At 61.8% G+C, this 13,314-nt stretch carries 11 protein-coding genes; 2 read left to right on the forward strand and 9 right to left on the reverse strand.

The genetic code is table 11. The annotated features are described in order from the left end of the window. Positions 1-6: 6 nt before the first annotated feature. The 7 genes from VX159_RS12425 to VX159_RS12455 form a co-directional block, all read right to left on the reverse strand. Complete coding sequence (locus tag VX159_RS12425; protein WP_371323205.1) at positions 7-828, reverse strand: Stp1/IreP family PP2C-type Ser/Thr phosphatase; 822 nt, start codon at positions 826-828, stop codon at positions 7-9. Then, positions 829-3,351, reverse strand: coding sequence for a CHASE2 domain-containing serine/threonine-protein kinase (locus VX159_RS12430; protein WP_371323206.1), 2,523 nt, complete (start codon positions 3,349-3,351; stop codon positions 829-831). It lies immediately after the preceding gene. A gap of 84 nt (positions 3,352-3,435) precedes the next feature. Next, on the reverse strand, positions 3,436-4,398 hold the full coding sequence (locus VX159_RS12435) for an ornithine cyclodeaminase family protein (protein WP_371323207.1): 963 nt from the start codon (positions 4,396-4,398) through the stop codon (positions 3,436-3,438). Between the two features lie 11 nt (positions 4,399-4,409). After that, positions 4,410-5,111, reverse strand: a complete 702-nt coding sequence (locus VX159_RS12440) for a TerC family protein (RefSeq protein WP_371323208.1) — start codon at positions 5,109-5,111, stop codon at positions 4,410-4,412. A gap of 66 nt (positions 5,112-5,177) precedes the next feature. Continuing rightward, complete coding sequence (sucD, locus tag VX159_RS12445; protein ID WP_371323209.1) at positions 5,178-6,071, reverse strand: succinate--CoA ligase subunit alpha; 894 nt, start codon at positions 6,069-6,071, stop codon at positions 5,178-5,180. Positions 6,072-6,082: 11 nt separating this feature from the next. After that, on the reverse strand, positions 6,083-7,243 hold the full coding sequence (sucC, locus tag VX159_RS12450) for an ADP-forming succinate--CoA ligase subunit beta (protein ID WP_371323210.1): 1,161 nt from the start codon (positions 7,241-7,243) through the stop codon (positions 6,083-6,085). Positions 7,244-7,378: 135 nt separating this feature from the next. Further along, positions 7,379-8,719, reverse strand: coding sequence for an MATE family efflux transporter (locus tag VX159_RS12455; protein WP_371323211.1), 1,341 nt, complete (start codon positions 8,717-8,719; stop codon positions 7,379-7,381). Positions 8,720-8,832: 113 nt separating this feature from the next. On the opposite strand from VX159_RS12455, the gene paaK reads away from it, so the two are divergent. Next, entirely contained in the window at positions 8,833-10,140 is a 1,308-nt protein-coding gene (gene paaK, locus VX159_RS12460) for a phenylacetate--CoA ligase PaaK (RefSeq protein WP_371323212.1), read from the forward strand. Between the two features lie 10 nt (positions 10,141-10,150). Here the strand turns inward: paaK and VX159_RS12465 are convergent, their stop codons facing one another. Further along, the gene (locus VX159_RS12465) at positions 10,151-10,852 is read right to left on the reverse strand and encodes a fumarylacetoacetate hydrolase family protein (RefSeq protein ID WP_371323213.1); all 702 of its coding nucleotides are present in this window, start codon (positions 10,850-10,852) and stop codon (positions 10,151-10,153) included. Between the two features lie 81 nt (positions 10,853-10,933). Here VX159_RS12465 and VX159_RS12470 point away from each other — a divergent pair, with 81 nt between their 5' ends. Continuing rightward, a complete protein-coding gene (locus VX159_RS12470; RefSeq protein WP_371323214.1) occupies positions 10,934-12,562 on the forward strand; it encodes a hypothetical protein in 1,629 nt (542 codons plus the stop codon). A gap of 5 nt (positions 12,563-12,567) precedes the next feature. Here the strand turns inward: VX159_RS12470 and VX159_RS12475 are convergent, their stop codons facing one another. Beyond that, on the reverse strand, positions 12,568-13,314 hold the full coding sequence (locus VX159_RS12475; RefSeq protein ID WP_371323215.1) for a Nif3-like dinuclear metal center hexameric protein: 747 nt from the start codon (positions 13,312-13,314) through the stop codon (positions 12,568-12,570).

Genomic DNA, 13,314 nt, shown 5'->3' on the forward strand with positions numbered 1-13,314 from the left:
GCGGGTTCAGCCGAAAAAGCCCTTCAGTTTCTGCCACCAGGAGCGGTCGACCGTGAAATCCCCTTTGATCCGCAGCAGTATCACCGACACGTTGTCACGCCCACCATTATCGTTGGCCATCTGGATCAACTGCTCGGCAGCAAGCGGCAGATTGGCCCCCAGGGCGTGCAACGTCAGTGCGATCTCTTCATCCTCGACCATGTCATTGAGACCATCCGAGCAGAGCAGCAGAAGGTCGCCTGCCTCGACCGGAAAATCCCTGACCTCAACCTCGACCGTTGGGTCCACACCGAGCGCCCGCGTGACCAGATTGCGGTTTTGCGAATGGCGCGCCTCCTCGGCACTGATCAAGCCACTGTCAATCTGTTCCTGCAGGAAGGAATGGTCGCGGGTCAGCTGCATCAGTTGCCCAGCCCGCCAGCGATACAGGCGTGAATCACCGACATGCGCAACGCTCAGATGATTGTCGTACAACCAGGCCAGCACCAGCGTGGTTCCCATCCCTGCGTACTGGGGCTGGCTTTGCGCGGCGTGGTAGATCGCACTGTTGGCAGCGCCCACTTCGCTGCGCAGATAGTCGCCAGCCACCGCCGGATCGGCAAAGCCGGGAACCCCGGGACGCCAGGTCGGCAAAAAGCGGCTAAAACTGTTGGCCAGCACCGCCGTCGCCATGCCGCTGGCGATTTCGCCGGCATTGTAGCCGCCCATCCCGTCGGCCAGCACCGCCAGGCCCAGCGCAGCATCGGCGAAGACTGCATCCTCGTTATGCGGTCTGATCATGCCGGGGTCGGAACGGACCACTACTTCGAGCGCATCGGCTAATTTCATTCACTTTCCTTTCGCCAGCAAGGCCTGGCAAGCCTTGAGATCATTCGCCATCTGCCCGCCGCGCTGGTAGCGCTGGGCGAGATCCTTGTGCAGGGCGCGATTGATCACGGCCACCACCGCCCCGGGAATCTGTGGATTGACCGTACGGATATCCGGATGATGTTCATTGGCAATCCGATACATCAACTGGGCCAGGGAATCCCCGGAAAATGGCAGTTGACCGCAGCAAAGCTGATACAGGGTCACGCCCAGCGAGAACAGGTCCGAACGGCCATCAATTTTTTTTCCGGCGATCTGCTCGGGCGACATGTACGACGGCGTTCCCAGCACCATCCCGGTTTTCGTGCGCGAGGCATCGGTGATCCGGGCAATCCCGAAGTCGGTCACCTTGACCACGTCCTCGTCCGGTTCGTACATGATGTTGGCCGGTTTGATGTCACGGTGGACGACTCCATTCCCATGCGCATAATCGAGCGCCTCGGCCACCCGCTGCACAATCGACAGCACGCGTGGCAACGGCAACAGCCCCCCAGGCTTGGCGCAAGGAACCAGGTCACGCCCCTTGAGAAATTCCATTGCAATATAGGCCAGATCATGCTCCTCCCCGGCATCGTACATCGTGACGATATTCGGGTGCGTAAGCCGGCCCGCTGTCTCCGCCTCGCGGAAAAAGCGGGCTTTGACATCAGCCAGTTCGTCCTCGTCAAACTCCTGCGACAAGGCCATGGTTTTGATTGCCACCACTCGGTTGATTTTCGGGTCCCGCCCGAGGTAAACCACCCCCATAGCTCCCTTGCCCAACTCTTTTTCGACCTGATAACGCCCCAGCATTGGCTTTTCAACTTGGCCGCCGGCGACGATCAGGGTTCCCCCTGCCGCTGCACTGCGAGCACCGCCGAGCAGCACCGTTTCCGACATTTGCTGCGCCAGCTTCAGACGTTGCGGAAGATCGCGAAAATCAGGCCGATGCTCGGCCATGTAACGGAAAACCGCTTCGGCCTTGTTGAATTGCCGCTTGCGTTCATAATCGAGCGCCAGGTTGTAGAGATTTTCGAGCAAATGATCATCGACCGGACACTTACGGAATTTGTCGAAGGCCATATCGAGTTGCCCCTGCCCCTGAAAGGCCAGGCCAAGCATCCGGTTCGATTCGGCGGACTCGAGGTCGGAGCGCTCCTTGCCGCGCTCGGTCGCAAAGAAACGACGTGTGGTCAGCAACAGGTGGCCTGCCAGCAGCAACACGGCCGCCCCCATCCACTGTACCCACAGGCCGGCGCCAAGCAGCAAGCCGAAATGTGCGGCAATAATCAGCAGCAGCAAGCCACCGGTTGCCAGTGCGCCAAACGCTGCCGATAGGCGCGGCAGCCCGAGAGCCAGATATGCGCCCACCAGCAGCATCGCCCCCAGGCTGAGCCACTGCCCCCAGGCGGGAACGACAAAGAAATGCTCCTGCATGATGCTGGAAACGCTGTGCGCCAGGGTTAACACCGGTGCCATCGCTGGCGAAACCGGCGTCACCTGGGTAGTCCCGACCCCCGCCGCCGTCGCCCCGAGCAGGACGATCTTGCCGGCGTATTTGCTGGCAGGAATCTTGCCGCTGAGCACGTCGAAGAACGAATCGACCACGAAGGCTGGTCGCTCCTCGCGCCCCTTGTAGAAAAAGGTGTGCATCCGGGTTGCACCATCGGTGGGAATCCGCAACTTCCCAACCCGCACCTCTTCGCCCAGACGCACGACAACATCGGCTGGCCCCAGATTCAATCCCTGCGCCGCGAGCATCAATGCCAGCGACGGGAAATACTGATCGTAATAACGAACCACCAAGGCCTCGCTGCGCACACCGCCATCGCCATCGGGGGTGGCATTCAAATGCCCCAGCCCGCGTGCCTGGCTACCCAAGGCTGCAAGCGGCAATTGAAGTGCTCGCGCTGGCAAGGCATCGCCCCCGGGATGAACCTGTGACAAACGATTGCGACTCACATAATCGGGCAAGGGCTGATCGGGACGGCCATGCGCATCGCCCAGTTCGAACAGTACGGGCAGCAGAACGTTGCCGGCACGCCCATAGCTGGCAGCCAGGCGCCGATCGGTGTTCAACGCCTGCTCCGCCTCCTTGAGAATGTCGCCGATGCGCGCCAAGTCACCACCGGCTTGGCCGGCGAGGCTCGCTTGCTCGACCAGTTCGGACAGTTTCAGGATATAGCCGTAGCCGGGGTCGCGTTGCGGCTCAGAGAAAAATACCGTATAGCCGATCACCTTGGCTCCGGCTCCGGCCAGCAAGTCGACCATCCGGGCATGCAACTCGCGCGACCAGGGCCAACGCCCCAGATTGGCAATGCTTTGATCGTCTATCGCGATCACTGCTATGCGCTCCGATGGCGCCCGGATCGCCGCTTGCACTCCCCAGTCGTAAGCTTTGCGCTCCAGCCCCTGAAGCAAGCCGGACAAGGCCAACAGCAACATCACCACGGTGATGCCGGCCCCGATCCACCCATCCGATTTTCCTGCAACGGCCCCCGCCATTACCCCTCCCGCTTGCATCCGCTCCGGTACGAAATATACCGGAGGGTCATTTTTACGCCGACCGCAAGCCGCGGTCAAACCCGCCTATACGGAACCCAGCGGGATTTCACGCCCCAGGCCGGCCGCTTCAGCGGCCCGGACCACGCGCAATGCCAGCGCCAGGTCCTGGATTGCCATGCCCTGCGATTCAAACAGGGTGATCTGGCCAGCACTGCTGCGACCGGGATGCCGAGCACAAATCACATCACCCAACTCAACCAGCTGACGCGGCTGCAGGCGCCCTTTTTCAAGCAACGGCAGCAGATCGCCCGCTTCCGCCAGGGCGGTCGGGACAGAATCAACGCATATCAGGTCGCAACGACGCACGGCAGCCTCGGACAATTCCTGACGGATCAGCGCATTGGAGCCAGCGGCGTTGAGATGCGTCCCTTCCGCCAGCCATTCGGCAGCAAACAGCGGCTGTGCTGCGGTCGTCACGGTACCCACCAGATCGCTGCCGCGCACGGTATCTTCGGGACTGGCGGCGGGAACGACCCGGATACCGGTCACCTCGCTCAGGCGAGCGCAAAAATCGGAGAGCTTGCCGGCCTGCCGCCCCCAGACCTTGACCTCGGCCAGTGGCAAGGCTGCACAAATTGCCCGGACATGTCCTTCAGCCTGCCAACCGCAGCCAAAAACCCCAGCCACCTCGCTATCCGGCCGCGCCAGCCATTTAGCCGCCACCCCGCTGGCAGCACCGGTACGGAACATGCCCAACGTATCGGCTTCGAGAATGGCTTGCAACTGACCGCTGGCGGCATCGAAAAGATGCACCAGGAAGCGATTGCCGCTGCGGTTGCTGGTATAGGCCTTGTAGCCAAGCACCCCTTGCGCCGGCAGCGCCCCCTGAAGAATGTGCAGTACCGTCTGCGGCAAGCGGCTGCGCGCGCGCGGGGTGTCCAGAGCCTGCCCGAGCGCCAGGTCGCGATGCGCAGACTCGACCGCCTCCAGCGCCATATCCACGGTCAACAGCTGGGAAACCTCATTTTCAGTCAGGAACAAGGCCATCAATTACTCCCTCACACCAAGGTCACATCCTGTCGCGCCAATGCCCGCTGCTCAAGCCAGCGCCCGAGTCCGACCACCACCAGCGCCCCCATCGCACCTGCCAGCTTCCCGGCCCATGCTGGCAAGGGTGGCAACCAGGCGAGAACGCCCGGATCGGTAAAAATCATCTGACCGGCAACATAGCCGAGCAGCCCGGCACCGAACAGCACGATCACCGGGAAACGCTCCATCCAGTGCAGGATCAATTGGCTGGACCAGACGATCAGCGGAATGCTGACCGCCAGCCCGAACAGCAGCAAGGTCATGCTGCCGTGCGCCGCCCCGGCAACGGCAATCACATTGTCGAGGCTCATCACAAAATCGGCGACGATGATGGTCTTGACTGCTCCCCACAAATTTCCGGAAGCTTCGATGTCATGCCCATCCTCGTCTTCAGGCAGCATCAATTTGAGCGCGATCCACAGCAGCAGCAGCCCGCCGATCAGCTTCAGCCAAGGCAAGCCCATCACCAGCGCAGCACAAGCGGTCAGCGCCACGCGCAACAACACCGCACCGGTGACGCCCCAGAAAATTCCCTTTTTCCGCTGGTCGACCGTGAGATTTCGACAAGCCAGCGCAATCACCACGGCGTTGTCGCCAGACAAAACAATGTCGATCAGGATGATCTGGCCGACGGCGAGCCAGAATGCAGCAGAAGCAAAGTCGAGTTCCATGAATCTTCAGGCAAATAAAAAGGCGGACCGAAGGCCCGCCTTTTTTGGTTGAGCTAGGCTCGGATTTTACAGCATCGCCTTCAGCAGCTTAGCCATTTCGGACGGGTTGCGGGTGACCTTGAAGCCGCACTCTTCCATGATCGCGAGCTTGGCATCGGCGGTGTCGGCACCGCCAGAGATCAGGGCACCTGCGTGGCCCATGCGCTTGCCGGCCGGTGCGGTGACGCCAGCGATGAAGCCGACGATCGGCTTCTTCATGTTGGCCTTGCACCACTGAGCGGCTTCGGCTTCGTCCGGACCACCGATTTCACCGATCATGATGACGGCGTCGGTATCCGGATCGTCGTTGAACATCTTCATGACGTCGATGTGCTTCAGACCGTTGATCGGGTCACCACCGATACCGACAGCGGAAGACTGGCCGAGGCCCAGTTCGGTCAGCTGACCGACGGCTTCGTAGGTCAGGGTACCGGAACGGGAAACGACGCCGATACGACCCTTGCGGTGGATGTGACCCGGCATGATGCCGATCTTCACTTCGTCCGGGGTGATCAGGCCAGGGCAGTTCGGGCCGAGCAGCAGGGTCTTCTTGCCGCCCTTGGCTTCCTTTTCCTTCATCTTGTTGCGCACCATCAGCATGTCGCGGACGGGGATGCCTTCGGTGATGCAGATGGCCAGATCGAGGTCGGCTTCGACAGCTTCCCAGATCGCAGCGGCAGCACCAGCGGGCGGCACGTAGATGACGGACACGGTAGCGCCGGTTTCAGCGGCGGCTTCCTTGACCGAACCGTAGATGGGGATGTCGAAAATCTTTTCGCCAGCCTTCTTCGGGTTCACGCCGGCAACGAAGCATTCCTTGCCGTTTGCGTATTCCTGGCACTTCTCAGTATGGAACTGACCGGTCTTGCCGGTGATGCCCTGGGTGATGATCTTGGTGTTTTTGTTGATCAGGATAGACATTCGCTAGCTCCTTACTTGACCGCAGCAACGATCTGGGTGGCGGCCTCGGCCATGGAATCGGCAGAGATGATCGGCAGGCCGGAGTCCTTGAGGATCTTCTTGCCCAGATCTTCGTTGGTGCCCTTCATGCGGACGACCAGCGGGACCGACAGGTTAACTTCCTTGGCTGCGGCAACAACGCCGGTAGCGATGGTGTCGCACTTCATGATGCCGCCGAAGATATTGACCAGAATGCCCTTGACCTTGGTGTTTTTGAGCATGATCTTGAAGGCTTCGGTGACCTTCTCGGTCGTGGCACCGCCGCCGACGTCGAGGAAGTTGGCCGGCTCGGCGCCGAACAGCTTGATGGTGTCCATGGTGGCCATGGCCAGACCGGCACCGTTCACCAGACAGCCGATGTTGCCATCGAGGGAAATGTAGGCCAGGTCAAACTTGGAGGCTTCGATTTCGTCCGGATCTTCTTCGTCCAGATCGCGCATGGCAACGATCTCTTCCTGACGGTAGAGGGCGTTGGAGTCGAAGTTGAACTTGGCATCCAGAGCCTTGACAGTACCGTCGGCTTCGTGGATCAGCGGGTTGATTTCGGCCAGGGAGGCATCGGTCTCCATGTAGCAGGTGTAGAGATTCTTCAGGGTCTCAACACACTGCGGGATCGAGGCTTCGTTCATGCCCATGCCCTTGGCCAGGGTCAGCGCCTGCTCGTCGGTCAGGCCGACCAGCGGGTTGACGAAAACCTTGACGATCTTCTCCGGGGTCTTGTGCGCGACTTCTTCAATATCCATGCCGCCTTCGTAGGAGGCCATGATCGCGACGGACTGGGTGGCACGATCGGTCAGCGCGGCAACGTAGTATTCGTGCTGGATGTCAGCGCCTTCTTCGATCAGCAGGTGACGGACCTTCTGCCCTTCCGGACCGGTCTGATGCGTGATCAGCTGCATGCCGAGAATCTGGCTGGCGTATTCGCGCACTTTTTCGAGGGAAGTAGCGACCTTGACGCCGCCGCCCTTGCCACGGCCACCAGCGTGAATCTGGGCCTTGACCACCCAGACCTTGCCGCCCAGGGTTTCGGCTGCCTTGACTGCGTCTTCGACGGTCGTGCAGTGAATCCCGCGCGGAACCGTAACGCCGAATTTCTTCAGGATTTGCTTGCCCTGATATTCGTGAATTTTCATGCGCTTTCCTTGCGTTGAGTTAAGTTGCGAGCAATGAGCGGCAGCCGATAAATCCCCCGACCCCACCCGGTTTTAGAGTTATTAGCCCAAAATCCTACCACAGGCGGAAAAATAATTGCAGCCTAAAATTCATAATTATGAATCAGGGAGCAATTCACCCAGAACCTTGTACATCAGCGGCAGCAGCACCGCCGAAGCCAGCACCAGGCTGAGTACCGCCGCCAGCCAGAATCCGGCGGCCCCCAGCGGGGCCTGCCCCCGGTAACAAAGCCAGAATCCACCGGCCAAACCGATCCCCCAGAAGCAAAAAGTCTGCAGCAGCATCGGCAGAAAAGTCACCCGGCAGGCCCGCAGCACATGCCCGGCAATGGTCTGCAAGGCATCGCAAAACTGATAAGCGGCAACATACAGGATCAAGCCAAGAGCCACGTCACGCACCGCCGGATCGTCGGTATAACCGGCGGTCAATGGCTCGGCGGCCAGCCACAGCAAGCTGCCGGTCAGCAAGGATGAGAGCCCGGCCAGCCACAATCCGGCCCGAACCAGGGCTCGCACCCCGCCCCAGTCGTGCGCGCCCAGTGCCTGCCCCACCGCCGCCATCACCGCAATCCCCAACGACAGCGGCAACATGTAAGCCAGGGCAGAAAGATTGGCCACGATCCGGTGCCCGGCAACAACCGTAGCCCCGAGTGAGGCAATCAGCAGCGCAATCAGTGTAAAGGCGGTGATTTCTACGAAATTCGACACCCCCATCGGCAGCCCCAGACGCAGCAATTCGCGCCAGATCGGCCAGCGAGGGCGCTTCCAACCACGCAAAGGCCGGTAACAGCGACCGAGCGGCCCGTAATGCAGATAGGCGGCAGCACCACCGCAGGCCACCCAGCCAATCAACACATTCGACCAGGCGCACCCCACCACTCCCAGCGGTTCGCCAGCCCAGCCTTGCAGGGCCAAACCCCAGGCCAGCAAGGCATGCACCAGCAGCGCGGCAAGACCGATCAACATCAAGACCCGTGGTCGCCCAAGAGCATTGCAGAAAGCGTAAAAGGTCCGGTAGCACAAAGCTGCGGGCAGCCCCCAGGCAAGAATCTGCAAATATTCCCGAACCTTGGCGTCGACCGTGGAATCCATGCCAGCACTGCCCAGCAGGAAGCCGGGAAAGATCAGCAACAGCATTCCCGGCACGCTGAGCAGCAGCGCCAGCCAGAATGTCTGCTGCAGGATTTGCACCACCTTGCCCCCCTCGCCTGCGCCGTGCGCATGGGCCACCATCGGCGCCACAGCCTGGACGATGCCAACCAGCGCAAACACCAGCGAGATATGGATGCCTCCGCCAATTGCCACTGCCGCGAGGTCGGCTGAACTGACATGACCGAGCACGGCGGTATCAACCAGCATCATGCCGACAGAAGACAACTGGGCGATCAGGATCGGCAAGGCATGGGCCAGCAGCCTGCGGGCGGTTGAATAAAGCATGGGCGGCATTGTCGCATAGCCGGACATGCTCACCGAGGTTGACCTGGCTCAACAATACCCCTGCCGGCAACGGGGAAAATCCCCGGTTCATAACAACGAACAGGGAGACCCTCATGGCAGGAAAACCAGGGCTGCATGCCATCGAGCACGCCAGCCGCGATGAAATTTCGCAGTTGCAAACCGAGCGTCTGCGTCAGACGCTGCAGCAGGCCTACGCCAACGTCCCGCATTACCGCCAACGCTTCGACGCTGCGGGCGTACATCCGGACGATTTCAAATCCCTGGCCGACCTGGCCAAGTTTCCGTTCACCACCAAGCAGGACTTGCGCGACAACTATCCTTACGGGATGTTCGCGGTACCGCGGGAAGAGGTGGTGCGGATCCATGCCTCCAGCGGCACCACCGGCAAACCGACGGTGGTCGGCTACACCCGGCGCGACATCGACACCTGGGCTGATCTCGTCGCCCGCTCGATTCACGCCGCCGGCGGGCGCGCCGGCGACATCCTGCACGTCGCTTACGGCTACGGCCTGTTCACCGGCGGGCTGGGCGCGCATTACGGTGCCGAACGCCTCGGCTGCACGGTGATCCCGATGTCCGGCGGGCAGACCGAAAAGCAGGTGCAACTGATCTGCGACTTCAAGCCAAGCATCATCATGGTCACCCCTTCGTACATGCTCAACATCGCCGACGAGTTCCGCCGCCAGGGCATCGACCCGCGCAGCACTGCACTGCGCATCGGTATCCACGGCGCCGAACCGTGGACCGACGCAATGCGCGGCGAAATCGAGAATATTTTCGGAATCGACGCGGTCGACATCTACGGCCTCTCGGAAGTGATCGGCCCCGGCGTCGCCAACGAATGCGCCGAGAGCAAGGATGGACCAGTGATCTGGGAAGACCATTTCTACCCGGAAATCATCGATCCGAGCACCGGCGAAGTGCTGCCTGACGGCTGTCAGGGCGAACTGGTGTTCACCTCGCTGAGCAAGGAAGCGATGCCGGTGATCCGCTACCGGACCCGCGACCTGACCCGGCTGCTGGCCCCGACCTCACGCAGCATGCGGCGGATCGGCAAGATCACCGGCCGCTCCGACGACATGCTGATCATTCGCGGGGTCAACGTCTTCCCGTCGCAGATTGAAGAGCTGATCCTGCGCCAGCCCAGGCTGTCGCCGCACTACATGCTCGAGCTGACGCGCGACGGCCACCTCGATTCGCTGAAGGTGAACGTCGAAATGAAGCCCGAGTTCCAGTTCGTCGGCCAGGCCGAAAAGGAATTTGCCGCGCACGACCTGCAACACCACATCAAGTCCTATATCGGTATTTCAGCCCGCGTCGAAGTCGTCGATAGCGGCGGGATCGAGCGTTCAGTCGGCAAGGCCCGGCGCGTCATCGACCGCCGCCCGCAGGCAAACTGAAGCACCAGGATCAGACAATCCTGGCCCGCAGCGGAGGCAGTCCGGCGACCGTTCCTTCAAGACGGTCGCCACGTTGCAGCGGCCCGACGCCAGCCGGCGTCCCGGTGTAGATCAGATCGCCCGCTGCCAGGCTGACCAGCGCCGACAACTCGGCAATGATCTGCGGCACCTTCCACATCATCTCCGACAAGTCGCCTGCCTGCCGGACCTCACCATTCACCTGCAAACCGATCTCGCCGCCCGCCGGATGGCCGCAATCAGCGACCAACACCAGCGGCCCGCATACGGCCGACTGGTCAAACCCCTTGCTCATGTCCCAGGGATGCCCCTTTTCCTTGGCCCGCGCCTGCAGGTCGCGACGGGTCAGGTCGAGGCCCACGGCGTAACCCAAAATCAGGCTTTTGGCCTGGTCGACCGTAAGATTGCTGCCTCCGTCGCCCAAAGCCACCACCATTTCCACCTCATGGTGCAAATTGCTCGTCCGCGGCGGATAGGACACGCTCAATTCGCCGTCTCCGGCGACCAGCGCATCCGCAGGCTTGGTAAAGAAAAAAGGCGGCTCCAGGCCTTGCGCCTGATCGACCGCCCCCATCTCGCGCGCATGCTCGGCGTAGTTGCGGCCAACACAGAAAATACGCCGAACGGGGAAACGTGCCGCACTACCCTGAACGGGCACCAGCACCGGAGGCGGAAGGGGAAACAGAACTTGCACGAACAGACTCCTCGAACGCATGGGAAATGGGTTAAAAATGCCACATAATGACGCTTTTTGCGCGTCCAGGAGAATTGATTCATGCTGCGGAAAGTGCCCCGGCGGTTGCTCGCCCTGCTGGCAGCCCTGCCCCTCACTCCCGCCGCAGCCGGAGTCGAGCTTGGCGAAGCGCAATTGCACTCCCGCCGCCACCAGCCATTACATCTGACCATCCCGCTCGCCGCCACCAGCGAGCAAGCTGCCCCGGCAGCTTGTTACCGGGTCCGTAGCGAAGAACTGGCGGCCACCGCGATCCGCACGCGCCTGCTGCGCAGCGACGAGCATTACCAACTCCAGATCACCAGCACCGAGCCGATCAGCGGCACCAGCCTGGCCCTGGAAGTCACTGTCGAATGTGGGCTCAAGCTGCACCGGCAATACCGCTTGCCACTCCCCGAAGCCCTGCCGCGCGCACCGACCGCCGAAACCCCGGCTACGGCGCCGCTCCCGGCCAGCCCCCCCCGCCCTGCCCCGGCCCAGCGTCAGCAAGCTCCGGCGCAGGCCAGGCCACAACCGCAAGGCACGCTGCTCTGCGCCGATCCCTGTGCCGGCCAGCGGGTCGAAGAATTGACCCGCCGCGTCGGGCAAATGGAGGCCATCCTGGCCCTGCTGACGCGCACCAACGAGCAACTCGACCGCGCCGCTCAACTGGTCGACACCACACTGACCCGACAAAAGCAGGCGGCCAATCCTGCACCTGCACCTGCACCTGCACCTGCACCTGCACCTGCACCTGCACCTGCACCTGCACCTGCACCTGCACCTGCTCCTGCTCCTGCTCCTGCTCCTGCTCCTGCTCCTGCTCCTGCTCCTGCTCCTGCTCCTGCTCCTGCTCCTGCTCCTGCTCCTGCTCCTGCTCCTGCTCCTGCTCCTGCTCCTGCTCCTGCTCCTGCTCCTGCTCCGGCAACAGACAACGCGGACAACGATCTCTGGCAGTTGCTGATCACCGCAGGCGCGGGTGCTGCACTGGCGGCCACGGCAGTTTTCTGGCGGCGCCGGCGCAAGGAACAACAAGCCCTCCTTAACGAGGCAACGGAGGCAGCACCCAGCCGGCTACCGGTGACCACCGTGGCCACCGCACCGACAGAACCAGAAAGCCTGCTCTCGCTATCGCTGCCGCCGATCAACCGCCCCCATAGCGACGCCGAAGCGGCGCAAGCCCTGGCCGAGCAAACACCGCTCAACCCGAATGCAGGCGAAGAGGTTGCCGAGTATTACAACGGTGACTCGATGCTCGAACTGGCGGAAGTAATGCTCAGCTTCGGCCGCCTCGATGGAGCCGCCGAGACGGTTGCCGAATACATCGAAAACTATTCGCCGCAGAACATCGGGCCCTGGTTGTTGCTCCTCGACCTCTACCGCCGCGGCAACATGCGCAACGAGTTCGAGCACTTCTCGGAAACCGTGCGCACCCGCTTCAACGTCCAACTGCCGACCTGGGAGACCTCAACCACGGTAATTTCGGGGCTGCGCACCCTGGAAGACTATCCGCACATTCTCAAGCGGATCAGCGAACTGTGGGGCTGCCCGGAATGCGTCGACTACCTGCAATCGCTGACGCAGGACAACCGGGGAGGGCAGCGCACCGGCTTCCCCCTTGAAATTGTCGAAGAAATTGTTCTCCTGCTCCGCGTTCTCGAGAACGGACACAAGCTCAAGCGGATCGTTTAACCCGCTCAGACCGGATTAGCGACCTCAACGAAGCGGCAATCGAGTCCACAATCTTCCGCGACCCGGGCCGCCAGCGCCTGAATTCCGAGGCGTTCGGTCGCATGATGGCCGGCAGCCAGATAGGCAACCCCGGTTTCACGGGCCAGATGCACGGTCTGCTCGGAGATTTCGCCCGACAGGTAGAGGTCGACACCTTGCTCGATTGCCGCTTCGAAATAACCTTGGGCGCCGCCTGAGCACCAGCCGACGCGACGGACTGGCGCCTGCGGATCGCCGATCAGCAGCGGCTCGCGCCCCAACGCAGCCGCTACCCTCGCCGCCACTTCGGCCACGCTCTGCGGCTGCGGCAAACTGCCGCGCCAAGCAATGTTCTGCTCCCCAAAACACCCCTCGGCCAGCCAGCCGAAGGCCTGCGCCAGTTGTGCGTTATTGCCTAGTTGCGGGTGAGCATCCAGTGGCAGGTGATAAGCGATCAGGCTGATCTCATGATCGAGCAAGGTTTTCAATCGCTGCCGACGAATCCCGGTCACCCGCCCGTCCTCGCCTTTCCAGAAATAGCCATGGTGTACCAGCACGGCATCGGCCTGCGCGGCTACCGCCGCATCAAGCAAGGCCTGACAGGCGGTAACACCAGCGACAACCCGGCGAATTTCCCGCCGTCCTTCCACTTGCAGCCCATTTGGGCAATAATCCTTGAACTTTGCCGGCTCCAGCAGCCCATCCAGATAATCCAGCAGCGCTTCGCGTCTCAT

This window comes from Dechloromonas sp. ZY10, assembly GCF_041378895.1.
In the GTDB taxonomy this organism is placed as follows: Bacteria; Pseudomonadota; Gammaproteobacteria; order Burkholderiales; family Rhodocyclaceae; genus Azonexus; species Azonexus aquae.

What these genes read in the sequence shown, in the direction of transcription:
- VX159_RS12425 (WP_371323205.1), bottom strand. Translation starts at nt 828, where the DNA reads ATGAAATTAGCCGATGCGCTCGAAGTAGTGGTCCGTTCCGACCCCGGC.
- VX159_RS12430 (WP_371323206.1), bottom strand. Translation starts at nt 3,351, where the DNA reads ATGGCGGGGGCCGTTGCAGGAAAATCGGATGGGTGGATCGGGGCCGGC.
- VX159_RS12435 (WP_371323207.1), bottom strand. Translation starts at nt 4,398, where the DNA reads ATGGCCTTGTTCCTGACTGAAAATGAGGTTTCCCAGCTGTTGACCGTG.
- VX159_RS12440 (WP_371323208.1), bottom strand. Translation starts at nt 5,111, where the DNA reads ATGGAACTCGACTTTGCTTCTGCTGCATTCTGGCTCGCCGTCGGCCAG.
- sucD (WP_371323209.1), bottom strand. Translation starts at nt 6,071, where the DNA reads ATGTCTATCCTGATCAACAAAAACACCAAGATCATCACCCAGGGCATC.
- sucC (WP_371323210.1), bottom strand. Translation starts at nt 7,243, where the DNA reads ATGAAAATTCACGAATATCAGGGCAAGCAAATCCTGAAGAAATTCGGC.
- VX159_RS12455 (WP_371323211.1), bottom strand. Translation starts at nt 8,719, where the DNA reads ATGCTTTATTCAACCGCCCGCAGGCTGCTGGCCCATGCCTTGCCGATC.
- paaK (WP_371323212.1), top strand. Translation starts at nt 8,833, where the DNA reads ATGGCAGGAAAACCAGGGCTGCATGCCATCGAGCACGCCAGCCGCGAT.
- VX159_RS12470 (WP_371323214.1), top strand. Translation starts at nt 10,934, where the DNA reads ATGCTGCGGAAAGTGCCCCGGCGGTTGCTCGCCCTGCTGGCAGCCCTG.
- VX159_RS12475 (WP_371323215.1), bottom strand. Translation starts at nt 13,314, where the DNA reads ATGAGACGCGAAGCGCTGCTGGATTATCTGGATGGGCTGCTGGAGCCG.